17 protein-coding genes and 1 pseudogene are annotated in these 24,330 nt (G+C 71.0%); 13 read left to right on the plus strand and 5 right to left on the minus strand.

Annotated features, from left to right (window positions below; genetic code table 11):
* Position 1: 1 nt before the first annotated feature.
* From AB0G04_RS39570 to AB0G04_RS39585, 4 genes are read right to left on the minus strand one after another with little or no spacing between them, the layout of a single operon-like run.
* Positions 2-787, minus strand: coding sequence for an ABC transporter permease (locus tag AB0G04_RS39570; protein WP_360994308.1), 786 nt, complete (start codon positions 785-787; stop codon positions 2-4).
* Entirely contained in the window at positions 784-1,554 is a 771-nt protein-coding gene (locus AB0G04_RS39575; protein ID WP_360994311.1) for an ABC transporter permease, read from the minus strand. Before AB0G04_RS39575 ends, AB0G04_RS39570 begins: the two co-directional genes overlap by 4 nt.
* The gene (locus tag AB0G04_RS39580; protein WP_360994314.1) at positions 1,551-2,528 is read right to left on the minus strand and encodes an ABC transporter ATP-binding protein; all 978 of its coding nucleotides are present in this window, start codon (positions 2,526-2,528) and stop codon (positions 1,551-1,553) included. The genes AB0G04_RS39575 and AB0G04_RS39580 overlap by 4 nt, the downstream gene beginning before the upstream one ends.
* 28 nt (positions 2,529-2,556) lie before the next feature.
* Entirely contained in the window at positions 2,557-3,591 is a 1,035-nt protein-coding gene (locus AB0G04_RS39585; RefSeq protein ID WP_360994317.1) for a hypothetical protein, read from the minus strand.
* 23 nt (positions 3,592-3,614) lie between these two features.
* On the opposite strand from AB0G04_RS39585, the pseudogene AB0G04_RS39590 reads away from it, so the two are divergent.
* The 3 genes and pseudogenes from AB0G04_RS39590 to AB0G04_RS39600 all read left to right on the plus strand — a co-directional run bounded on the left by AB0G04_RS39590 (position 3,615) and on the right by AB0G04_RS39600 (position 9,336).
* Positions 3,615-5,136, plus strand: a pseudogene (locus AB0G04_RS39590) (alkaline phosphatase D family protein).
* A gap of 246 nt (positions 5,137-5,382) precedes the next feature.
* Entirely contained in the window at positions 5,383-8,523 is a 3,141-nt protein-coding gene (ileS, locus tag AB0G04_RS39595; RefSeq protein ID WP_360994320.1) for an isoleucine--tRNA ligase, read from the plus strand.
* Positions 8,524-8,655: 132 nt separating this feature from the next.
* Complete coding sequence (locus tag AB0G04_RS39600; protein WP_360994323.1) at positions 8,656-9,336, plus strand: lysophospholipid acyltransferase family protein; 681 nt, start codon at positions 8,656-8,658, stop codon at positions 9,334-9,336.
* Positions 9,337-9,543: 207 nt separating this feature from the next.
* On the opposite strand, the gene AB0G04_RS39605 is transcribed toward AB0G04_RS39600, so the two are convergent.
* Complete coding sequence (locus AB0G04_RS39605; RefSeq protein ID WP_360994325.1) at positions 9,544-11,058, minus strand: hypothetical protein; 1,515 nt, start codon at positions 11,056-11,058, stop codon at positions 9,544-9,546.
* Positions 11,059-11,359: 301 nt separating this feature from the next.
* Between AB0G04_RS39605 and AB0G04_RS39610 the strand changes: the two genes are divergently transcribed.
* The 10 genes from AB0G04_RS39610 to obgE all read left to right on the plus strand — a co-directional run bounded on the left by AB0G04_RS39610 (position 11,360) and on the right by obgE (position 24,287).
* On the plus strand, positions 11,360-12,145 hold the full coding sequence (locus AB0G04_RS39610) for an alpha/beta hydrolase (RefSeq protein ID WP_360994328.1): 786 nt from the start codon (positions 11,360-11,362) through the stop codon (positions 12,143-12,145).
* Between the two features lie 26 nt (positions 12,146-12,171).
* Complete coding sequence (locus tag AB0G04_RS39615; protein ID WP_360994331.1) at positions 12,172-14,691, plus strand: SpoIIE family protein phosphatase; 2,520 nt, start codon at positions 12,172-12,174, stop codon at positions 14,689-14,691.
* Positions 14,688-15,035: an STAS domain-containing protein gene (locus tag AB0G04_RS39620; protein WP_360994334.1), complete on the plus strand. Its 348-nt coding sequence runs from the start codon at positions 14,688-14,690 to the stop codon at positions 15,033-15,035. Before AB0G04_RS39615 ends, AB0G04_RS39620 begins: the two co-directional genes overlap by 4 nt.
* A 20-nt stretch (positions 15,036-15,055) precedes the next feature.
* The gene (locus AB0G04_RS39625) at positions 15,056-17,044 is read left to right on the plus strand and encodes a TIGR03960 family B12-binding radical SAM protein (RefSeq protein ID WP_360994336.1); all 1,989 of its coding nucleotides are present in this window, start codon (positions 15,056-15,058) and stop codon (positions 17,042-17,044) included.
* 9 nt (positions 17,045-17,053) lie between these two features.
* Positions 17,054-17,830, plus strand: a complete 777-nt coding sequence (locus AB0G04_RS39630) for a TIGR03936 family radical SAM-associated protein (protein ID WP_360994477.1) — start codon at positions 17,054-17,056, stop codon at positions 17,828-17,830.
* A gap of 136 nt (positions 17,831-17,966) precedes the next feature.
* A complete protein-coding gene (locus AB0G04_RS39635) occupies positions 17,967-21,275 on the plus strand; it encodes an Rne/Rng family ribonuclease (RefSeq protein WP_360994339.1) in 3,309 nt (1,102 codons plus the stop codon).
* 109 nt (positions 21,276-21,384) lie between these two features.
* A complete protein-coding gene (locus tag AB0G04_RS39640; RefSeq protein ID WP_360994341.1) occupies positions 21,385-21,885 on the plus strand; it encodes a hypothetical protein in 501 nt (166 codons plus the stop codon).
* A gap of 178 nt (positions 21,886-22,063) precedes the next feature.
* A complete protein-coding gene (gene rplU, locus AB0G04_RS39645) occupies positions 22,064-22,378 on the plus strand; it encodes a 50S ribosomal protein L21 (RefSeq protein ID WP_106316506.1) in 315 nt (104 codons plus the stop codon).
* 8 nt (positions 22,379-22,386) lie between these two features.
* The gene (rpmA, locus tag AB0G04_RS39650; RefSeq protein WP_360994344.1) at positions 22,387-22,644 is read left to right on the plus strand and encodes a 50S ribosomal protein L27; all 258 of its coding nucleotides are present in this window, start codon (positions 22,387-22,389) and stop codon (positions 22,642-22,644) included.
* A 140-nt stretch (positions 22,645-22,784) separates the two neighbouring features.
* Entirely contained in the window at positions 22,785-24,287 is a 1,503-nt protein-coding gene (gene obgE / locus AB0G04_RS39655) for a GTPase ObgE (RefSeq protein WP_360994347.1), read from the plus strand.
* Positions 24,288-24,330: the final 43 nt, after the last annotated feature.

Genomic DNA, 24,330 nt, shown 5'->3' on the forward strand with positions numbered 1-24,330 from the left:
GCTAAAGGGTGTCGAGGCTGGCCCGGCGCCGGGATTCGGCCTCGAAGAACTTGAGCAGGACGGCGGCGACCAGCGCGTAAACGGCTGCGACCAGCATTTCCTGCCCGATCGCCGGCGCGGCCGCACTGAGGCCGCGTCCGGCGGCGAGGGTCCGGGCCGCCTCCGCCGCATGGGTGACCGGCAGCCCCTGCCCGACGGTCGCCATCCACCGCGGCAGGCCGCCGGGCGGCACGTTCACCCCGGTGAGCAGCAGGAGCAGGGCCACCGCCACGTTCGAGATGACGAAGACGTCACGGAACCGCAGCCCCAGCGCGCCGAGCGTCAACCCGAAGAAGCCGCACGCCAGTGAGCCGGCCGCCATCGCCAGCGCGAGACCGGGCAGGGCGGCCGGTGGGATGCGCAGGCCGAGCAGCAGCGACGCCACGGTCAGGGTGAAGACCGAGATCAGAAGCCCGTTCCCGGCGTACGGCAGAACGCGTCCCCAGAAGATGGCAGTGCGGCTGCGCGGCGACAGCAGCACGTGTCCCAGGGTGCCGAACCGGCGTTCGTTGGCGACCGCCATCGTCCCGCCGAACACGCACGCCAGCGACGCGGTCAGGACGGCGTTGCCGACGAGGAAGAACTGGTCGTCGCCGACTCGCAGCTGCCGTCCGAGGTAGGCGAAGAAGAGCAGCTGGAACAGCGGCCCCACGAGCAGGGTGCCGACGAACAGTGCCGGGCGGGTCCAGTTGAACAGAGCCCGGTAGGCGATCACGCCGCCGATCGTCACCAGCCGTAGCGCGCTCATGCGAGCGCCAGGGTGGCGGTGACACGGGCACGCCGTTCGACCACGGTCAGGGCGGCCGCGCCGAGCGCCAGGCAGATGGCGCTGATCGTCAGGCACATCGCCACCGACGGCCAGACCGGCCCGCCGACGGTGGCCTCGTGCAGGGCTCGCGCTCCCCAGGTGGTGGGCAGCACCGCGGCGATTCCGCCGGTCCAGGTGGGCAGCACGGTCAGCGGCACCAGCATGCCGGAGACCAGCCACACCGGGTATTCGAGGGCGTTGGCCAGGGCGTTGGCGTTGCGCATCAGCACGAACGTGGAGGCCAGCAGCAGCCCGAACATGCCGAGCGCCACGATGCAGACGACCGCGGCGATCGGGAAGGCCAGCGGGTGTGCGAAGTCGAGCCGGATCCCGAACAGGATCCGGCCCCAGACCAGGGTGGCCAGCAGCGAGTAGGTGCCGGTGATCCCGGTGGCGATGGTCAGCGGCAGGATCACCACGACCGGCCGCCGCGGCGCCAGCATGACCATTTCGAGTGTGCCCTGCCAGCGCTGGTTCTGGATCGCGCCGCCGGAGCCGAACAGGACCGACGACCAGACGCCCATCAGCCCGGCCCCGACCGCGGCCTGCAGCAGGCGGTCCTGCTCGCCGCCGGAACGGAACAGGTACACGGCGAGCACGGCCTGCACCACCGGCACGACAAGCGAGATGGCGATCTCCAGCGGGGACCGGCTGAGGTGCCTCGCGTGCATCAGCGTGCCGATCACGAGCATGCGCAGGACCCTCATGCGGCGCTCACGATCGTCACGTACGCGTCCTCCAGGGTGGGTTCCCGGCTGTCGACCCGGCCCAGCCGGATCCCGGCCAGCTCCCGCAGCACGTCGCCCTGCACGTCGACGTGCGCGTCCGACTGCACGGTCAGCACCTGCAGCGCGCCGCGGGTCTCCACCGCCGTCTCCCGTACGCCCGGCAGGTCCCGCAGCGCGGCCAGGGCGTTGTCCGGCACGCCGTACGCCTCCACCTCGACGACCCGCCGCCCGTCGGCCCGGCTCCGCAGTTCGGCCGGGGTGCCGAGGGCCTGGATACGGCCGTCGGCGATCACCGCGATCCGGTCGCAGAGCTCGTCCGCCTCGGCCATGTAGTGCGTGGTCAGCAGCACCGTGGTGCCGGCGGCGGCCAGGTTCGCCACGGTCTGGCGCAACTCGCGGGCGGCCACCGGGTCGACGCCGATCGACGGCTCGTCGAGGAACAGCACCTCCGGGGAGTGCAGCAGCCCGCGGGCGATGTGCAGGCGCTGCCGCATGCCCCGCGAGTAGCCCTCGACCCGCTCCCGTTCGCGGCCGGCGAGCCGGACCAGGTCGAGCAGTTCGGCGATGCGCCGTTTCTGGTCGCGCGCCGGGACCCCGTACAGCTCGGCGAAGTAACGCAGGTTGTCAAGCGCGGAGAGGCGGTCGTAGAGGCCGCGGTCGCCGCCGAAGACGTACCCGATGCGCCGCCGTACCTCCCTGGTCTGTTTCTCCACGTCGAAGCCGCAGATGCGGGCCGTTCCGCCGGTCGGGATGAGCAGGGTGTTGAGCATCTTGATGGTGGTGGTCTTGCCGGCACCGTTCGGCCCGAGCAGGCCGAACAGCTCACCGCGGCGGACCGTGAAGTCCACCCCGCGAACCGCGTCGACCGTGGTGAGGCGTGGCCGTAGCCAGCCGGTACGGGAGCGGTAGGAGCGGCGCAGTCCCTCCGCCTCGATGGCGTAGTCGCTTTCCATGCCCCGGAAACTAGGGGCACCGTCGATGTCAGGAAACGGATTCGGTGCGGACCGAATCCTCGCCGAGCAGATTCACCAGGGCCAGGCCGGCCGGCTCCAGACCGTAGAGGACCCGCCGCCCGGCCCGCCGCCGGTGCACCACCCCGGCCGCCTGCAGCCCGGCCAGGTGCTCGGAGACAGTGCTCATCGCGAGGCCGAGCACGGCCGCCAGACCGGTGGTGGTCGACGGCGTGACCAGGGCGCGCAGCACGGCGGCCCGGCCCCGGCCGATGAGCAGTGTGAGCCGGTCGTCCGGTGCGGGCGCCGGGCGGTCGGCCAGTACCGCCGAGCCTCGCGACTGGTAGGTCACCATCTGGGTGTCGCGGTCGTCGGTGGAACACAGCAGACCGCCCCGCGAGAAGATCAGCGGCACCAGCAGGATCCGGCTGCCGGTCACCGTGAAACCCACGTCCAGGCGCTTGATCAGGGTGAGGACCGGCCGCTCCCAGATGATCCGCTCATGGAGCCGGGAGAGCAGTGCGTCCGGGCCGTCGGCGGCGAGCGCCCGTGCCCGGAGCAGCACCTCCTCGTCCAGCGCGGCCCGCATGGCCGGCCAGTGCGGCGCCAGCGCGGTGTCCCACCAGATGGCGAGTCCTTCGGCGAGGCGCTCCAGCGCGGTTCCCGGGTCGTCCCGGAACGGGCGCAGGGGCGCCGGCAGAGAGTCGTCCGGGTAGTGGATCGCGAGCTGCGCGTCGACCACCTCGGCCGGGGTGCGGCGCAGCAGTTCCAGCTGATCCTCGATCGTCGGCGCCGCGGTGAGCGGCATCGGCGCGAGGAAGTCGGGCATCCGCTTGGGCAGCCGGAGATGGAGCCGGGCCGGCTCGGGAACCGGGATGTCCCGGACCCGCCGGAACCAGTCGGTGAACGGCCACGACAGCCCGGCCGGCGCACGCCCCACCAGCCAGAGGCTGCTCACCGTCTCCAGCAGCGGGCTGATCGCGATCCGGGTGCGCGACAGCGTCGGCTCGTCGAGCTCGATCCGGATCACATCGGTGAGTTTAGGGAACGGCCACCCGAACGCCATGTTCGATCGATAGACATCACATCATGACCTCGATCTCCCGGCGTGGCCTGCTGCGGGCCGGTGTGGCGGGCGGCGTCGCCGGCCTGACCCTGGAAGCCCCCGCGTTCTCGGCCGGCGGCTCCCGTCCGATGCTCACCCACGGCGTGCAGAGCGGCGACGCCACCGCGGACTCGGCCGTCGTCTGGGGCCGGGCGGACCGTCCCGGCCGGCTCTGGGTGCAGACCAGCAGGCGGCCCGACTTCCGGGGGTCACGGACCCTGCGCGGCCCGATCGTCACCCCGGCCACCGATCTCGCCGGCAAGGTGCGGCTGCACAACCTGCCCGCGGGGGAGCGGATCCACTACCGGGTGCGGGTGGAGAGCCTGGAACGGCCCGGGCTGTTCAGCGTCCCGGTCCGCGGGGAACTCCGCACCGGATCGCCGCCGGGACATCCGGTTCGTCTGGACCGGGGACGTCGCCGGACAGGGCTGGGGCATCGACCCCGCCTTCGGCGGAATGCGGATCTTCGAGTCCATGCGGCGCCGGCGGCCCGACTTCCTGCTGCACAGCGGCGACACCGTGTACGCCGACGGCCCGCTCACCGAGACCGTGCCCCTCCCGGACGGGCGGGTGTGGCGCAACGTGCTCACCGACGCGAAGCTGAAGGTCGCCGAGACCCTCGACGAGTTCCGCGGGCAGTACGCCTACAACCTGCTGGACGAGCACTACCGCCGGTTCGCCGCCGAGGTGCCGCAGATCAACCAGTGGGACGACCACGAGGTGACCAACAACTGGTACCCCGGCGAGATCCTGACCGACGCGCGCTACACCGAGAAGCGGGTGGACGTGCTCGCGGCCCGGGCGCGGCAGGCCTACCTGGAGTGGCTGCCGCTCGGCGACACGACCGCGCCGATCCACCGGCGGATCCCGTACGGTCCGCTGCTCGACGTCTTCGTGCTGGACATGCGCACCGTCAAGGACCCCAACGACGGCAACACGTACGCCGACCCGTCCCGGGGCCTGCTCGGCCGCCGGCAGCGCGAATGGCTGATCGAGGGCCTGCGCCGCAGTCGCGCCACCTGGAAGGTGATCGCCGCCGACCTGCCGCTCGGCCTGGTCGTCCCGGACGGCGCGGCCGCCCAGGAGGGCGTGGCCCAGGGCGACCCGGGCGCGCCGAAGGGCCGCGAACTGGAGTTCGCCGAGGTGCTGCGGGCCGCGCACCGGCACCGGGTGACGAACATCGTCTTCCTCACCGCCGACGTGCACTACACCGCCGCGCACCACTACGACCCGGCGCGGGCGGCGGTGCAGGACTTCACCCCGTTCTGGGAGTTCGTCTCCGGCCCGGCGCACGCCGGTGCCTTCGGCCCGAACGCCCTGGACGGCACGTTCGGCCCGGAGGCCGTCTTCGTGAACGCCCCGCCGGTCGCGAACACCTCACCGGCGGCCGGTTTCCAGCATTTCGGCGAGGTGGAGATCGACGGCGGCTCCGGCGACCTCACGGTCTGCCTGCGTGATCGGGACGGTGCCGCACTCTGGTCGAGGACGCTGCGACCCGACCGGTAATGCGGATGAGGGAATCGGAGGCGGGCCGGTATCGTTGTGCGCACGCAGGCAGCGAACCGGCCATCACCGGGGAGCCTCCGGAAGAAAAGATCCTCGGATCCCAGTAGAACCGGGCGGACACCGGACCGTGCGGACCTCCGGCGAATGAGCGGGCGGGGTCATCCCGTCAAGCGAGGTGGTACCGCGGGCTCTCCACGAGCTCGTCCTCGCAGTCACATCATGTGAACTGCTTGAGGGGAACACCAGATGGCCTACCCGAAACACACCGACGCCACCGGCGTTCCGGCCAGCCCGGACCTGCCGGCGGTCGAGCGTGCCGTCCTCGACCACTGGGCGGCCGACAAGACGTTCGAGGCCTCCGTCGACCAGCGCCCGGCCGGCGAGAACGGCTCGAACGAGTACGTCTTCTACGACGGCCCGCCGTTCGCCAACGGCCTGCCGCACTACGGGCACCTCTTCACCGGTTACGTGAAGGACCTGGTCCCGCGTTACCAGACGATGCGGGGCCGGCGGGTCGAGCGGCGGTTCGGCTGGGACACCCACGGCCTGCCCGCCGAGGTCGAGGCCGAGAAACAGCTCGGCATCACCAGCAAGGCGCAGATCGTCGAACTGGGCCTCGACAAGTTCAACGAGGCCTGCCGGACGTCGGTGCTCGCCTACACCAAGGACTGGGAGCGGTACGTCACGCGCCAGGCCCGGTGGGTGGACTTCCAGAACGACTACAAGACCCTCGACCCGGAGTACATGGAGTCGGTCATGTGGGCGTTCAAGACGCTTCATGACAAGGGCCTCGTGTACGAGGGGTTCCGCGTCCTGGCGTACTGCTTCCGCTGTGAGACGCCGCTGTCCAACACCGAGACCCGGATGGACGACGTCTACCGGGACCGGACCGACCCGGCGCTGACGGTGAAGTTCCGGCTCGCGGCCGGCCCAGGGCCGGAGGCGCTTCTGGAGGGTGCGGACATCGCGGTGTGGACGACCACGCCGTGGACGTTGCCGTCCAACCTGGCGCTCGCCGTCGGGCCGGACATCGAGTATGCGGTGCTGGAGAAGGACGGGCAGAAGCTCCTCGTGGGTGCGGGGCGCGTCAGCGCGTACGCCAAGGAGCTCGAAGGTTTCGAGCAGACCGGGACCGTGCTGGGCCGGGACCTGGCCGGCCGCCGCTACACCCCGCTGTTCGACTTCCTCCTGGAGGCGGGCGGGGAGAATGCCTTCCAGGTGCTCAGCGCCGACTTCGTGACCACCGAGGACGGCACCGGTGTCGTCCACATGGCCCCGGCCTTCGGTGAGGAGGACCAGAACGCCTGCAACGCGGCCGGCATCCCGACCGTGGTGACCGTCGACGACCACACCCGCTTCACCTCGCTGGTCCCGGACTACCAGGGCCTGCAGGTCTTCGACGCCAACAAGCCGGTGATCGCCACGCTGAAGGAGCGCGGCGTCGTGCTGCGCCACGACGGGTACACCCACTCGTATCCGCACTGCTGGCGCTGTGACACCCCGCTCGTCTACAAGGCGGTGTCGTCCTGGTTCGTCGCGGTGACGACGTTCCGGGACCGGATGGTCGAGCTGAACCAGGAGATCAGCTGGACGCCGTCGCACATCAAGGACGGTTCGTTCGGCAAGTGGCTGTCCAACGCCCGCGACTGGTCGATCTCCCGGAACCGATTCTGGGGCTCGCCGATCCCGGTGTGGAAGTCGGACGACCCGCAGTACCCGCGCGTCGACGTCTACGGGTCCTACGAGGAACTGGAACGGGACTTCGGTGTCCGGATCACCGACCTGCACCGGCCGTACGTGGACCAGCTGACCCGGCCGAACCCGGACGACCCGACCGGGCAGTCGACCATGCGCCGGGTGCCCGAGGTGCTGGACTGCTGGTTCGAGTCCGGGTCGATGCCGTTCGCGCAGGTGCACTACCCGTTCGAGAACAAGGAGTGGTTCGAGCACCACTACCCGGGCGACTTCATCGTCGAGTACATCGGGCAGACCCGCGGCTGGTTCTACACGATGCACGTGCTGGCCACGGCGCTGTTCGACCGGCCCGCGTTCCGGAACTGCCTGAGCCACGGCATCCTGCTGGGCGAGGACGGCCGGAAGATGTCGAAGTCGCTGCGCAACTACCCGGACGTGTACCGGGTGTTCGACTCGTACGGCTCGGACGCGATGCGCTGGATGCTGATGTCGTCGCCGGTGCTCCGGGGCGGGGACATGCCGGTCACCGAGCCGGCGATCCGCGACTCGGTGCGCCAGGTCCTGCTGCCGCTGTGGAACGTCTGGTACTTCTTCAGCCTGTACGCGAACGCGTCCGGCTACGAGGCCCGTTTCCGCGCCGACTCGCAGCACCTGCTCGACCGCTATGTGCTCGCCAAGACCGGTGAGCTGGTCGCGGACGTTCAGCGGCAGATGGACGACTACGACATCTCGGGCGCTGCGGCCAGTATCCGGTCGTACCTCGACGCACTCACCAACTGGTACGTCCGCCGCTCGCGGGACCGGTTCTGGGAGGGCGACGAGGACGCGTTCGACACCCTGGCCACCGTGCTGGAGACCCTCACCCGGGTGGTGGCGCCGCTCGCGCCGCTGACCGCCGAGGAGATCTGGCGCGGCCTGACCGGCGGCCGTTCGGTGCACCTCACCGACTGGCCCTCGGCGGACGTGTTCCCGGCCGACCACGAGCTGGTCGCGTCGATGGACGCGATCCGGGACGTGGCGTCAGCGGCGCTGTCGCTGCGCAAGGCCAAGGGGCTGCGGGTCCGGCTGCCGCTGGCGTCCGCGACCGTCGCCACCCTCGGCGGCGCCGCGCTCGCCGGGCTCGGTGACCTGCTCAAGGACGAGGTCAACGTCAAGGACGTGGTCTTCACCGACGACGTGGCCGCGTACTGCCAGCAGGTTCTCACGGTCGTCCCGCGGGCGCTCGGCCCCCGGGTCGGCAAGCAGGTCCAGCAGGTGATCAAGGCGGTGAAGAGCGGCGACTGGCAGCTCGTCGACGGCGCCCCGGTCGCGGCCGGGGTGACCCTCGCCGAGGGGGAGTACGAGCTGAAGCTGGTCGCCTCCGACGTGGAGAACTCCGCGCCGCTGCCGGCCGGCGGCGGTGTCGTGGTCCTCGACACGGTCGTCACCGAGGAACTGGCCACCGAGGGTCTGGCCCGCGACGTGATCCGCGTCGTGCAGCAGGCCCGCCGCGACGCCGACCTGGACGTCAGCGACCGGATCGCGCTCGTGCTGTCGGCCTCGCCGGCGGTCCGGGCGGCGGTCGAGGCGTTCCAGGACTTCGTCGCCGGTGAGACGCTTGCCACGTCAGTGGAGTTCACCGATCTGACCGGCGGGTTCGCCGGCGAGGTCGGCGACGGCGAACAGGTCACCGTGAGCGTGACGGCGGTCTGATTTCACCCGATCGGCCCGGATGTTCGCCTGCAGTCGGCGAACGTCCGGGCCGGTCCAAGGTCACTGGGTACTTCCCGCCAACTGTCAGCTAACCTCACAGCACCACCCGCCCCATGCGTCCCGGAGGACGAGTTGCCCCTGCTCTACTCGATCGCCAAAGCCACTCTCGGCACGGCCCTCAGCATCAGCTGGCGTCCGCACGTCGAGGGGATCGAGCACATCCCGCACACCGGCGGCGCGATCTTCGCGGGCAACCACCTCTCCGTCGCTGACGAGCTCGTCCTCGGCACCGTGGTGCCCCGGCACCTGGCTTTCTGGGCCAAGTCGGACTACTTCACCGGCACCGGCGCCAAGGGATTCCTCAGCCGGCAGCTGATGCACGGCCTCGGCGCCATCCGGGTCGAACGCGCCGGCGGCCGCGCCGCGCTCACCGCCTTCGACGCCGCCATCCCGGCCCTGCGTGACGGCGACCTGATCGCCGTCTACCCCGAGGGCACCCGGTCACCTGACGGCCGCCTCTACCGCGGCCGGACCGGTGTCGCCCGCCTCGCCGTCGCGGCCGGGGTGCCGATCATCCCGGTCGGTGTCTCCGGTACCGACAAGGTCCAGCCGATCGGCCGTATGGTGCCCAAGCTCGAGCGCGGTGTGATCACGGTCAAGTTCGGCAAGCCGATCGAGACGGCCGGCCGCTCCGACGACCGCACCGCCCTGCGCGAACTCACCGACCACGTGATGGCCGAGATCCAGAAGCTGACGGGTCAGGAATACATCCCGCGGTACGCCCCCAAACGCGACGACCAAACTTCCGACTGATCTCGTACGCGCTACACCGGCCACAACCGCAGTCGCACGTCCCGTGGCCACCGCGCGAGGTGGCTGCCTGCCCGCGGCCCCAACGCGACCGCCGGGGCTGAAGCCGATGGTCACGGTCACCCCCAAACCCGCGTGGTGATGTGCGGTGCGGTGGTGGGCGTAGGTCACCACGGGACCCGGGCGGCCGGGGCGTACCGGATGAGGGTTTCAGGTGGGGTTGAGGACCTTGGTTCTCAGGCGGGCCACCAGGTCGGCGCTGTCAGTGACCGAGCGGCGGGTGAGCAGGACCGTGGCCAGGCTGCCGTGGTCGGCCCAGGTGCAGGCCACGACCGAGGTGCCGTCCAGGCGGCCGGTGCCGCATTCCTGCTGGGCGCCGAGACCGGCGAAGCCGCCGATGTCGAACGACTGGACGTTCTTCAGATCGATCGCGTCGGTCAGGCGGTCCAGCTGGGCTCGCACGTCGGCGCCGGGGGTCAGCCGCAGACCGGTCACGCCGAAGACGGTGACCCGTTTGCCGCGGCCGTCGGCGTAGATGCCGGCGAAGGCGCCACCGTCCGCGCCGGTCTCCTGCAACTGCTCGGCGAGGCGCTGGGCGGCCCGTCTGCCGGAGGCGTTGTCACGCAGTTCCAGGTCGGCGAAGGAACTCGGGAGGGACGCGGTGACCGGGTACTGCCGGACGCCCGGAACGAACCAGTAGGCGAGTGCCAGGCCGATGACGGCGAGTGCGGCGAACCGGCGCAGGCGCCGTTTGCGGCGAGGCTTCGGAGGAGCCCAGGGCGGTGCCGCGGATGGGCGCCGCTGGACCGGGGCCGGCTGCGCGGCCGGGCGGCGGCTGAAGAGACCGGGCTTCCGCGGGGTGCCCGCGGCGGCCGGGCGGAGCTTCTCCGGGGCGCTGCCCGTCACCTGGCGGAGCTTCTCCGGGGCGCTGCCCGTCACCTGGCGGAGCTTGTCGGGGGCGCTGCCCGTGACCTGGCGGAGCTTCTCCGGGGCGCCGGCCGTGACCTGGCGGAGTTTGTCAGGAGCGCCGGCGGCGACCTGCTGCCCCTTGGCCGCCGCCTGCTGGCCGAGGGCACGCAGCTTCTCCGGCGCGTCCGCGGCGGCCTGCTGACTCCTCGCCGCGGCGCGGCGGCCCCAGGCACGGAGCTTCGGCGGCAGCAGGGGCGGCAGGCCGGCACCGGCAGCCGGAGGCGGGTAGGTCCCGGGCGCCGGAATGGACGGCGCCCCGCGCATGGGATCCGGAGTGCCGGCCGGGCGCTGGGCCGCTGCCGGTTCCGGCACCGCGGGGGTGTCGAGGCGGGCCGGCGGCGTGTCGAGGCGAGTCAGCGGCTGGCCGGGAACGTCGAGACGGGTCGGCGGCGAGCCGGGGACGTCGAGGCGGGGCGGCGGGGGGCCGGGGATGTCGAGGCGGGTCTCCGGCAGCGGCGTGGTCGCGGCCGGGGTGCTGTAGGCGTCCTGCCAGACCGGGGTGTCCTGGTCGGCCCACGGATCGACGGCGGGGACGGCGGTGCGGTCGTCCTCGGGATCGGGTCCGGGTGCGGTGCCGTTGATCCGGTCCGCCATGCGCGACCACAACGATCGCCGGGGCGACGCCTCCGGAACCGCCGCGGCACCGCTCCATCGGCCGGGCAGGTCGGCGGTCGCCGGTTCGCCGGAACCCGCGAACCGGGTGGGGTCGGGCATTCCGGCGGCCGGGGCGGTGTCACCCGGCTGCTGGTCGGCCATGGATTTGATCTCCTCCCGCACGCCTGGAGGCGAGCTTTCCCACCCAGGTTAGGCATGTTGTGCCAATGGGACTCCAGGGCCGGATCGGGACGCCGGACATGGATGCCGGACAACGAGGGCGATGTGCGAAACGCTCCGGAGTCGTATGGTTACCCCGACCCGCCAAATCGGGCCGGCCGTTCGTGCCGGACAGTGCCCGGGGTCACCTGGGCGCGAAACGTCATTCGCGTGCAGCTGGGAAGGGAGGGGCGTCCCCGGGGCCCTCGGCCCGGTGGTGCGCCGCAATCGCATGAGCACGACGGTGAGAAACGCGGTAACGATCTCGGGCCCGGAGTCCGGCCGGCCGATGCTGTTCGCCCATGGGTACGGCTGCGATCAGAACATGTGGCGGTTCGTCACCCCGGCGTTCCAGGACACCCACCGGATCGTCCTGTTCGACCACGTCGGGAGCGGCCGCTCGGACCTGTCGGCCTACCGGGACTCCCGGCACGGACGGCTCGACGGGTACGCCGAGGACGTCCTGGAGATCATTCGCGAGCACGACCTGCGTGACGTGATCTTCGTCGGCCACTCGGTGAGCGCGATGATCGGTGTGCTGGCAGCGATCCGGGAGCCGGAGCGGTTCGGCGGGATCGTGATGATCGGCCCGTCGCCGCGCTACCTCAACGACGACACGGACGGGTATTTCGGCGGATTCGGCGCTTCCGACATCGAGGAGATGCTGGAGTCGCTGGACAGCAACTATCTGGGCTGGTCGAGCGCGATGGCTCCGGTGATCATGGGCAATCCGGAACGACCGGAACTGGGCGCGGAGCTCACGAACAGTTTCTGCCGTACCGATCCGGAGATCGCCAGGAAGTTCGCCCGGGTCACCTTCCTCTCCGACAACCGGACCGACCTGCCGAACCTCCGGGTTCCGTCGCTGATCCTGCAGTGCTCGGACGACGTGATCGCCCCGGAGGTGGTCGGTGAGTACGTGTACAAGAACACCCGGGACAGTACGTTCGTCGCCCTGAACGCTACCGGCCACTGCCCGAACTTGAGCGCGCCGGAGGAGACGGTTGACGCGATCAAGTCCTGGTTGTAGACAGCGGGCATGATCGGCGGATTGGCGTGAGTGAATCTGGCGTGCCGGACGTGACGAGCGAGCTGCGATTGCCCTGGGACGACGATCCCGAGGACCTGTACGAACATGCGCCGTGTGGTTACCTGACGACGCTCCCGGACGGCACCGTCGTGCGGGTCAACGAGACCTTCCTGACGTGGAGCGGGTACACCCGGGCCGACCTGATCGGCCACCGGCGGTTCCGTGACCTGCTGACGCCGGGTGACCAGATCTACCACGAGACGCACTACGCGCCGTTACTGGCGATGCAGGGCGAGGTGCACGAGATCGCGCTCGAGGTGGTCCGGGCCGACGGCCGGCGGCTGCCCACCCTGGTCAACTCGGTGCTGGAGAAAGGACCGGCCGGAGCGCCCCGGATCATCCGCACGATGGTGTTCGACGCCACCGAGCGGCGCAGCTACGAGCGTGAGCTGCTTGCTGCCCGCCGGGCCGCGGAGGCGTCCGAGCAGCGCGTCCAGGTGCTTCAGCAGATAGTGGCCGACCTGGCCGCCGCGCCCACCGAGGCCGAGGTCGCGGAGGCGGTGCTCCGCGCTCCGGAACCCGCCTTCCAGGCCGCGAGCAGCAGCATCTACCTGGTCGACGCCGAACGGGACCAGCTGGTGGCGGTCGCCTCGACCGATCCGACCACCGGCAACTGGGACGACATGCCGCGCTCGTCGACGCGAGCGGTCGCGGAGGTGGCCCGGCGCGGCGATCTGCACGTGATCCGCACCGTGGCCGACGCCGAGGGACACTTCCCGGACCTGGCCGAGTCGATGCGCCGGTCCGAGCGCCGCAGCGTGGTGCTGCTGCCGCTGACCACCGGCCCGTCCGAGGAGCAGGGCGGGGTGACGGTGCTGGGCGTCCTCGCGTTCAGCTTCCGTGACGAGCGCGTTCTCACCGACAGTGAGCTGCGGGTGATCCGGTTGCTGGGACAGCAGGCCGGGCAGGCGCTGGACCGGGCCCGGCTCTACGACGACGCCCGGCGCCGGGAGGAGCGGGCCTCGTTCCTGGCCCGGACGACCCGGGCGCTCGACGAGGAGCACCGGCTGCTGCAGCGGGCCCGCCGGCTGGTCGAGCGGGTGGTGCCGGAGATCGCCGACTGGGCGCTGGTCCGCCTGCAGGTGGGCCCGGCCGGTCTGGTCGAGCACCACGGCGGCCCGGCGCCGGACCCGGACCGGCTCGAGACCCGTACGGCCGAGGTGATCGAGACCGCGGCACCGATCTTCGCCGCCGACGCCGACGGTCTGGGCTGCACGGTCCTGCCGCTCACGGTCCGCGGCCGGGTGCTCGGCACGCTGGCGGTGCGGATGGCCCCGGACCGCCGCGGCGCCGAGGCCGAGCGACTGTTCCTGACCGACCTGGCCGACCGTGCCGCGCTGGCGCTGGAGAACGCCCGCCTCTACGAGCAGGAACGGGCCATCGCCCGGACCCTGCAGCGCAGCCTGCTCGCCGCGGACGTGCCGGGCACCGATCCGCGGTTCGCGGTGGAGACCTACTACCAGGCGGCCGCGCTGGACATGGAAGTCGGCGGCGACTGGTACGACGCCTTCCTGATCACCGCGAACAAGCTGGCCGTGGTCGTCGGGGACGTGGTCGGGCGCGGTATCGAGGCGGCCACCACGATGGGCCAGCTGCGCAGCGCCATCCGGGCGCTGGCGTCGGCCGAGGCGGGGCCGGCCCGGCTGCTCGAGGGGCTGGACCGGTTCTGTGACCGGGTCGACTCGGCCCGGATGGCCACCGTCGTCTACGCCGAGATCGACCTGCTCAGCAGCGAGATGGCGTACGCCTGCGCCGGCCATCTGCCGCCGTTGCTGCACGAGCCGGCCGGTTCCCCGCAGTACCTGCTGCGGGCGCGTTCCGCGCCGCTCGGTTCGCGAGCCGGTGACGTGCGCCGGGCCGAGCACCGGATGCGGCTGGCCGCGGGCAGCCGGCTGCTGCTCTACACCGACGGCCTCATCGAACGCCGTGGCCGCGGCATCGACCGCGGTTTCGAGATCCTGGCCCGCGAGTACGCGCGGCTGCGTGACGCGCCGCTCAAGGGACTGACCGCCGGGCTCGCCGACATCCTGGTCGGCCGGGACCATGGAGACGACGTGTGCCTGCTCTGCCTCACCCTGGGTACCGAGGAGCGCCTGGAACGCTCGATCGGCGCCGACCCGCTGCAGATCGCCCTGCTCCGTGCCGACATGCGTGGCTGGCTGGCCGGTCACGGCGTGGACACCGACTGCTTGAACGCGGTGCTGCTGGCCTGTTCCGAGGCGGTGGCCAACTCGATAGAGCACGGTTACTCCGACGATCCGTTCGGGGTGGTCGATGTGGCCGCCACGATCAGCCCGGACACCGTGGAGATCCGGGTCAGCGACCGGGGTCACTGGCGGGGGACCGGCGACGACGAGGCGCGCGGCCGGGGGCTGCAGCTGATCTACGAGTCGATGGACGACGTGTCCTTCGACCGGGACGCGGAGGGCACGACAGTGGTCATGCGGCGGCATCGCGGTCCTGAGTCCCGGGTGGGGGAACCGTGACGGCGGATCAGTGGGTCAGCTTCTCCCGGCGGGGTACGGCCGAGCTCGTACACCTCAAGGGCGAGATCGACCTGGCGAACGCCAACGACATCGGCCGGGCGATCGTGGCACGGACCACCGTGGCCGACGCCGTGCTGATCGACCTGACGGCGGTCTCGTTCCTGGACAGCGCCGGCGTGCGGCTGCTCGACTTCATCGTCGGTGACCTCGACGACCGGGGGAAACCGATCCGCCTGGTCGTCGGGGAACGGGGGGCCGCCCGGATGACGCTGCAGCTCTGCGCCTTCCGCGCCGACCTGTTGGCGACCGACCTCGACCGGGCCGCGGCGGAACTTGGCGGTTGACCCGCGTACCCTGGACACCCATGAGCGTGAGTTCCGTCTTCCCGCAGCTCGAGCAGCTGCTGCCCAGGGTCAGCAAACCGATCCAGTATGTGGGCGGCGAGCTCGGGGCCGTCGTCAAGGACTGGGACGCCACGGTCGTCCGGTGGGCACTGATGTACCCGGACGCGTACGAGGTCGGCCTGCCCAACCAGGGCGTGCAGATCCTCTACGAGGTCCTCAACGAGCAGGAGGACGTGCTCGCCGAGCGCACCTACTCGGTGTGGCCCGACCTCGAGGCGCTCATGAAGGAGAACGGCGTCCCGCAGTTCACCGTCGACGCGCACCGGCCGGTGAAGGCGTTCGACGTGTTCGGGATCTCGTTCGCCACCGAGCTCGGGTACACCAACATGCTCAGCGCGCTCGACCTGGCCGGCATCCCGCTGAACAGCGCCGACCGTGACGAGAACCACCCGATCGTCCTGGCCGGTGGGCACGCCAGCTTCAACCCGGAGCCGATCGCCGACTTCATCGACGCCGCCGTGCTCGGTGACGGCGAGGAGGCGGTCCTCGAGATCACCGGGATCATCCGGGACTGGAAGGCCGAGGGCCGGCCCGGCGGACGCGATGAGCTGCTGCTGCGCCTGGCGCGCACGGAGAGCATCTACGTGCCCCGGTTCTACGACGTCGACTACCTGCCGGACGGCCGGATCCAGCGCGTCGTGCCGAACCGGCCCGACGTGCCGTTCCGGGTCGCCAAGCGGACCACCATGGATCTGGACGCGTGGCCGTACCCGAAGAAGCCCCTGGTCCCGTTGGCCGAGACGGTCCACGAGCGCTATGCGGTGGAGATCTTCCGCGGCTGCACGCGGGGTTGCCGCTTCTGCCAGGCCGGCATGATCACCCGCCCGGTCCGGGAGCGATCGATCACCACGGTCGGCCAGATGGTCAAGGAGGGCCTGGAGTTCTCCGGCTTCAACGAGGTCGGTCTGCTCTCGCTCTCCAGCGCCGACCACTCCGAGATCGGCGACATGTGCTCCGGCCTGGCCGAGCAGTACAGCGACAGCAACGTGTCGCTGTCGCTGCCGTCCACCCGGGTCGACGCGTTCAACATCGACCTGGCCCAGGAGCTGTCCCGCAACGGGCGGCGGACCGGCCTCACCTTCGCGCCCGAGGGCGGCTCGGAGCGGATCCGCAAGGTCATCAACAAGATGGTGACCAAGGAGGATCTGATCCGTACGGTCGTGACGGCGTACTCGAACGGCTGGCGGCAGGTCAAGCTGTACTTCATGTGCGGCCTGCCCACCGAGACCGACGAGGACGTCCTCGAGATCGCGCACATGGCGCACGAGGTGATCCGGGCCGGTCGGGAGGCCGCCGGCACCAAGGACATCCGTTGCACGGTGTCGATCGGCGGTTTCGTGCCGAAGCCGCACACCCCGTTCCAGTGGGCCGCGATGGAGCGTCCCGAGGTCATCGACGGCCGCCTCCGGATGCTCAAGAACGAGATCAACAGTGACCGTTCGCTCGGCCGGGCGATCGGTTTCCGGTACCACGACGGCGAACCCTCGCTGATCGAAGGCCTGCTGTCCCGCGGTGACCGCCGGGTCGGCAAGGTCATCCGCCGGGTCTGGGAGAAGGGCGGCCGCTTCGACGGCTGGTCCGAGCACTTCTCGTACTCCCGGTGGGTCGAGGCCAGTGACGAGGTGCTGCCGGAGTTCGGCGTGGACCTGGACTGGTTCACCACCCGCGAGCGCGAGGAGCTGGAGGTCCTGCCCTGGGACCACCTCGACTCCGGCCTCGACAAGGACTGGCTCTGGCAGGACTGGCAGGACTCGCTCAGTGAGTACGAGCAGGACGACTGCCGCTGGACCCCCTGCTTCGACTGCGGCGTCTGCCCGGCGATGGACACCGAGATCCAGATCGGTCCCACCGGTAAGAAGCTGCTCCCTCTGACTCCCGTCACCCATCCGACCGCCCAGCCCGCCGCCCCGAACTCGAATGAAAGCCCTTCGCAAAGGGTTCCGGCTTAGGAGACTCCGATTCCTCCGAAGAACCAACCCGTCGGCGGCCAGGCCCCCGTCGTCCAGCGGGTCCGACTCCGGTACGCCAAGCGCGGCCCGCTGCGCTTCACGTCACACCGGGACTTCGCTCGCGCCTTCGAGCGGGCGCTGCGCCGGGCCGCCGTACCGATCGCCTTCTCACAGGGCTTCACCCCGCACCCGAAGATCTCGTACGCCAGCGCCGCGCCGACCGGTGTAGGTAGCGAGGCCGAGTACCTCGAGATCGGCCTGCAGGCCCCGGTCGACCCGGAGCAGTTGCGGGTCGCACTGGACTCCGCGCTCTCGCCGGGCCTGGACGTGCTGGAGGCGGTGATCGCCGGCGCGGGCAGCCTCGCCGACCGCATCGATGCCTCTCAGTGGCGGATCGAGCTTCCTCAGGTCGATCCGGCGGTGGCGGAGAAGGCCGTCGCCGCGTTCCTCGACTCCTCGGAAGTCCTGGTAGAACGCATGACCAAGCAGGGCCGGCGCAGTTTCGACGCGCGTGCGGCGGTCACGCGTTGTGAGGTGGCCGATGTGCCGGACCTACCTTCCGAGGCTGTTGCGGTACCGTGTGCGATAATCGACCTTGTCGTACGGCAGGTGACGCCCGCCGTTCGGCCCGATGACGTCCTCTCCGGCCTGCGCGTGGTGGCCGGCCTGGAGCCGCCGGTGCCCCCACGGGTGACCCGGCTGGCCCAGGGCACACTCACCGCGCAGGGGGAGATCGTCGATCCGTTGGACGCGGACCGCGTTGACGTCGGCATCGGAGAGCACTGACCGGTAACTCGGTCGGCGTTCATTGGCAGACTTCGGCAAGCCCGACTTGTGAAGGCCGGGCCCGAAAAACTTTGCAGCGATCCTGCGTGGCAGCGCTTACCCGCGCCCGGGGTCGCCGAGAACTGGAGAGCGCCCCATGCTCGATAACGAGCCCCCAGCCAACCTGGGAGATCAGGGCGGTGAACGGGACGGAGCAACCACTCCGCCCGGTGACGCCGCCGCAACCACGACCCCGGCACGCCGGACGCGGGCCCCGCGACGGAAGGCGGCAGCGCCTCCGCCGGAGTCCGGCACGCCGGTCACTGACGCCGCCACCGAGCCGGGTGCCGGGTCCGAGCCGGGTGCCGGGATCGAGGCCGCGGCAGCAGCCGATGCGGCCGAGGCCGCACCCGCGCCGGTGAAGAAGGCGACCCGGGCCCGCCGCAAGAAGGTGGAGCCCGTCGCCGAGGGAACCAGCCCGGCGGAGGAGACAGCTCCGGCTGCGGAGACCGCGGTTCCGGCCGCTGCCGTCTCTCCTGACCAGGAGATCGCGGAGGTCCCGCCCGCGCCGGTGAAGAAGGCCACCCGGACCCGTCGCAAGAAGGTCGAACCGGCTGCTGAGCAGCCCACTCTGCTCGAGGACCCGACTCCTGCCGACGTCCCGGCGGACGTGGTGGTCACACCGGCCGAGCCGGAGCCGGCCACCGCCGAGCTCTCCGAGGAGGACGAGGCCGCCCTCATCGAGGAAGCCGCTGTGGAGGCCGCGTCCGCGGCCCGCGCCGCCGGCGCCCCGGTGGTCGGCATCCTCCCGCTCGACGACGACTTCGTGGAGGAACAGCCGGTCGGCCGCGCCCGGGCCCGCAAGGCCGCCCTGCCGCCCGCCGTCCTGTTCATGCCGCCGGAGGCGACCGAGCCCCCCGCGCCGGTGAGCCGTCGTCGTCGCCCGGCCGCCGAGGCGCCCGTGGTTCCGGTGGTAGCCGAGCCTGTGGAGGCTGTCGCCGAGCCGGTCGCCGAGCCGGTGGTGGAGGAGCCCGCCGAGGGCACCCGCCGCAGCCGCCGCCGTCGCCGGGGCGTGGCCGAGGAACCCGCCGAGGTCGCGGTCACCGAGACCGAACCCGTGCCGGACGAGACCGATGAGAGCGCCGACGACGTCGAGGACGGCGCCGACGACGACGGTGACGAGGACGACGAGGCCAGTGCCCGCCGCCGGCGGCGTCGTGGCCGTCGCGGCCGTGGCCGTGGCAAGGGCCCGACCGACGAGGCCGACGAATCCGACGAGGCCGATGCCGAGTCCGACGAGGCCGAGGAGGGCGCCGAGGCGTCCGCCGACGAGGCCGAGGACGAGGAGCCGGAGGACGAGGGCGACGGTGTCACCCGCCGCCGCCGTCGCCGTCGCCGTAAGGGTTCCGGTGACACCGAGACCGGCGGCATCGAGGACGGCGTGCACACCGTGGTCCGCGTCCGCGAGCCGCGCCGTACCGACGAGGTGCAGGGTGTCTCCGGTTCGACCCGGCTGGAGGCCAAGCGCCAGCGCCGCCGGGACGGCCGCGAGCAGCGCCGGACCCGTCCGCCGATCCTGAGCGAGTCGGAGTTCCTGGCCCGCCGTGAGGCCGTCGACCGCGTCATGGTCGTCCGGCAGAAGCAGGACCGGACCCAGATCGCCGTCATGGAGGACGGGATCCTGGTCGAGCACTACGTGGCCCGGGCCACCTCCGGAACCATGGTCGGCAACGTGTACCTCGGCAAGGTGCAGAACGTGCTGCCGAGCATGGAGGCCGCCTTCGTCGACGTGGGCCGCGGCCGCAACGCCGTCCTCTACGCCGGTGAGGTGAACTGGGACGCCACCGGCCTGGAGGGCCGCGCCCGCTCCATCGAGCAGGCGCTGCGTTCCGGCGACTCGGTGCTGGTGCAGGTCACCAAGGACCCGATCGGTCACAAGGGCGCCCGGCTGACCAGCCACATCGCGCTCTCCGGCCGGCACCTGGTCTATGTGCCGAACGGCAACGCCTCGGGCATCAGCCGCAAGCTGCCGGACAACGAGCGCAAGCGGCTGCGCGACATCCTGAAGAAGCTGGTCCCGGACGGTGCCGGCGTGATCGTCCGTACCGCGGCCGAGGGCGCCACCGAGGACGAGCTGGCCCGGGACGTCAAGCGGCTGCAGGCGCAGTGGGAGGACATCCAGGCGCGAGCCGCCGAGGGTAACGCCCCCCGTGCGCTGTCCGAGGAGCCCGACCTGGTCATCCGCGTGGTCCGGGACCTCTTCAACGAGGACTTCCGTGAGCTCGTGGTGCAGGGCGAGCAGGCGTACGCCGAGGTGGAGAACTACCTCGACTCGGTCTCTCCGGACCTCGTCGAGCGTCTGCGCCGGCACACCGGCGTCAACGACGTCTTCGCCGAGCACCGGATCGACGAGCAGATCCTCAAGGGTCTGGACCGGAAGGTCTTCCTGCCGTCCGGCGGTCACCTGGTCATCGACCGGACCGAGGCGATGACGGTGGTCGACGTCAACACCGGTAAGTACACCGGCGCGGGCGGCAACCTGGAGGAGACCGTCACCCGCAACAACCTGGAGGCGGCCGAGGAGATCGTGCGCCAGCTGCGGCTGCGTGACCTCGGTGGCATCGTGGTGATCGACTTCATCGACATGGTGCTGGAGAGCAACCGCGAGCTGGTGCTGCGGCGGCTCACCGAGTGTCTGGGCCGGGACCGGACGAAACACCAGGTCACCGAGATCACCTCGCTCGGCCTGGTGCAGATGACCCGCAAGCGGATCGGTGCCGGGCTTCTGGAGGCCTTCAGCGAGACCTGTGACCACTGCAAGGGCCGGGGCCTGGTGGTTCACCCGGAGCCGGTGCCGGAGAAGCGGTCGAACGGCGGCAGCGGCGGCGGCAGCGGCGGTGGCAACGGCGGCGCGGCGAGTACGCAGGTGAAGACGGTGGCGGCAGCGGCGCGTACCGAGGCGCCGGTCCAGCAGCCTCCGGCCCGCCAGCGACGGCGCCGGGGTGGCGCCGACAGTGCACCGGTGGAACCGGCGGCCGTGGAGGCCGTGCAGCCGGTGGAACCGGTGGCCGTCGAGGCCGTGCAGCCGGTGGCCGTGCAGCCGGTGGCCGTGGAGGCCGTGGCCGAAGCGCCGGTGGAGTCCCCGGTCGAGGCCGTGGCGGACGTGGGTCCGGCCGCTGAGGTCGCTGAGGTGCCGCCGGCTCCGGTCTCGGGTTCCGGCATCGTCCGGCGGGCCCAGCCCGCGCTGACCACCGCGGACAGCGACGACGAGTACGACATCAGCGGTTACGACCTGTCCCGGTACGAGCAGAACGGCGCGGACGTCGAGCCGCTGCGACTGGCCGGGGCGGACGACCCGGATGCGGCCGACGAGGAAGAGGACGAGGAAGACGACGCGGTCGGTGCCGGCACGGGCACCCGGCGACGGTCGAGGCGGAGTGGCGCGAGGCGCCGTACCCGGCCCTGAGCAGCCTGAACCCGGCCCGGCAGTTACTTGTAAAGAAAGTTAACTGCCGGGCCGGGTTTTCCGTTACCCTCGGCGGATCGATCCCTGTCCCCCGAGGAGACCGAGTTCCATGCGTATTCCTGCCCTCGCCGCGGTGGCGATCTCCGCTGTCCTGCTGACCGGCTGCTCCGGCGGCGACGAACCGGCGGCGCCCGCCGCACCGGGGCCTGCCGCCGCCGTGGCGGGCGAGGCCGCTGCCGCGTCGCAGCAGGCCGAGAAGCCGACCGACACCGCGCTCTCCGAGGACACCGAGGCCATCTGTGCCCAGGCGAGCCGGACCAGCAACGAATTCGGCAAGACCTTCGCCGAGGACTACCAGCTGCTGATCAAGGCGGCCGCCGAGGGCAAGGAGTCGAAGGCCAGGGCCCAGCAGAAGGTCACCCGTGATCTGGAGAACTTCTCCTTCGCCCTGCTGGACATGTCGAAGCTGGTCGCCGATCCGGCGGTCAAGAAGGCGCTGAGCACAATGGGAGCGCAGGTGACGGCTCTCAAGGGCGACATCTCCAAGGTCGACGACAAGAAGCTCGCCCGGCTGCACAGCGTCCTGGACAAGGCCTGCGGCCGGGAGTGACGGCCCGGTTTGGGTCTCGCCCCTGCGATGAAGTAGTCTTTCCGACGGCGCCTTTTCGGCGCGAGTTCCGTGCGCGCTTCCGGGATCACCTGAGTGGATCACTTGAGCGCCTGCCGGATTCTCAGCAACATCCGCCAGCAGCCATGCGGCTGCGTAAGTCTCAGGGAGTCCGCGTCCGATGTACGCGATCGTCAAGACCGGCGGCAAGCAGTACAAGGTTGCCGAGGGCGACGTGATCGAGGTCGAGAAGCTCGCGGGTCAGCCCGGCGATGCCCTGACCCTCGCCGCGGTCCTCCTCGTCGACGGTGACAACCTGGTGACCGAAGCGGCCAAGCTTGCCAACGTTACGGTGTCCGGCGAGATCGCCGAGCACACCAAGGGTCCGAAGATCCGGATCCACAAGTTCAAGAACAAGACCGGTTACCACAAGCGCCAGGGGCACCGTCAGCCGCTGACCCGCGTCAAGGTCACCGGCATCAAGAGCGGGAAGTAGGCGCGGACATGGCTCATAAAAAGGGTGCATCCAGCTCGCGTAACGGCCGTGACTCCGCCGCACAGCGGCTGGGCGTCAAGCGGTTCGGTGGCCAGCTCGTCAACGCGGGCGAGATCCTGATCCGCCAGCGGGGCACGAAGTTCCACCCCGGCGACCTGGTCGGCCGTGGCGGCGACGACACGCTGTTCGCGCTCGCTGCCGGCAACGTCCAGTTCGGCACCGCGCGCGGTCGCAAGACCGTCAGCATCGTGCCGGTCGCGGAGTAGATTTTCTCTACAGCGGGCCGTGGACCCTCGGGTCCGCGGCCCGCTGTCGTTTTTTCTCGAACCCGGCGGTTGGTCGTCACCGCTGTCTCAGCGCAGCTGAGACAGCGGTGGGAGCCAGCCAGCAGTTGTAGGAGTCGCAAGTGACCACGTTCGTCGACCGGGTAGTGCTGCACCTGCAGGCGGGTGACGGCGGCCACGGCTGTGCCTCCGTGCACCGGGAGAAGTTCAAGCCGCTCGGTGGGCCCGACGGCGGTAACGGCGGGCACGGCGGGAGCATCACCCTGGTGGTGGACCCGCAGCAGCACACCCTGCTGGACTTCCACTTCCATCCGCACATCAAGGCCAACAACGGTGGCGGTGGCGCCGGGTCGAACCGGGACGGCGCGACCGGCCGGGACCTGATCCTCAAGGTGCCGAACGGCACAGTCGTGCAGACCGAGGACGGCGAGGTGCTGGCCGACATGGTCGGCGCCGGCACCGAGTTCACCGTGGCCCGGGGTGGCCGGGGCGGCCGTGGCAACGCGTCGCTCGCCAACGCCCGGCGCAAGGTGCCCGGTTTCGCCGAGCTCGGTGAGCCCGGCGACCAGCTGGACGTCGTGCTGGAGCTGAAGAGCGTCGCCGACGTGGGCCTGGTCGGCTTCCCGTCCGCCGGCAAGTCGTCGCTGATCTCGGTGATGTCCGCGGCCAAGCCGAAGATCGCCGACTACCCGTTCACGACCCTGGTGCCGAACCTGGGCGTGGTGCAGGCCGGCGAGGTGACCTACACCATCGCCGACGTGCCCGGCCTGATCCCCGGCGCGGCCACCGGCAAGGGCCTGGGCATGCAGTTCCTGCGCCACATCGAGCGGACCTCGGTGCTGGTGCACGTGCTGGACGCGGCCGCCCCGGAGATCGAGCGCGACCCGCTGGCCGACCTCGAGGCGATCGAGGCCGAGCTCGCGGCCTACGGCGGGCTGGAGAACCGGCCGCGGATCGTGGTGCTCAACAAGATCGACATCCCGGACGGGCGTGACCTCGCCGAGATGGTCCGGCCGGACCTGGAGGCCCGCGGTTACCAGGTGTTCGAGGTCAGCGCGATGACCCGGGAGGGCCTGCGCGAGTTCGGCTTCGCCCTGGCCAAGCTGGTCGCCGAGCACCGCGCTGCCAAGCCGGTCGAGGAGGCGACCCGGGTCGTGATCCGCCCGCGGGCGGTCGACGACACCGGCTTCACCATCGAGCAGGACGAGGACGGCGTCTTCGTGATCCGCGGCACCCAGGTGGAACGCTGGATCAAGCAGACGAACTTCGACAACGACGAGGCCATCGGTTACCTCGGTGACCGGCTGGAACGTCTCGGGGTCGAGGCGGAACTCGCCAAGAAGGGCGCGCAGGCAGGCGACCCGGTCCGGATCGGCACGCGGGAGTTCGACTGGCACCCGAACTCCGGGGAGTACGTCTCCGGCCCGCGCGGCACCGACTCCCGGCTCGAGGAGCTCGACACCCGTCCGTCCGCGGCGCAGCGGCTCGCGGCCCGCAAGGCCCGCCGGGTCCGCAACGAGGACGAGTTGATGCACATGGCAGCCGACGGCACGGTCAGCACGATCTCGAACTCGAGCCGGCCGGTGCTGGTCAGCGACGACGAGGACGACGACATCGAGGAATAGGCCACCGGCCAGATCCACGCAACCCGCCGGAAAGGGACGTCAC

It is taken from the genome of Actinoplanes sp. NPDC023801 (assembly GCF_040639655.1).
In the GTDB taxonomy this organism is placed as follows: Bacteria; Actinomycetota; Actinomycetes; order Mycobacteriales; family Micromonosporaceae; genus Actinoplanes.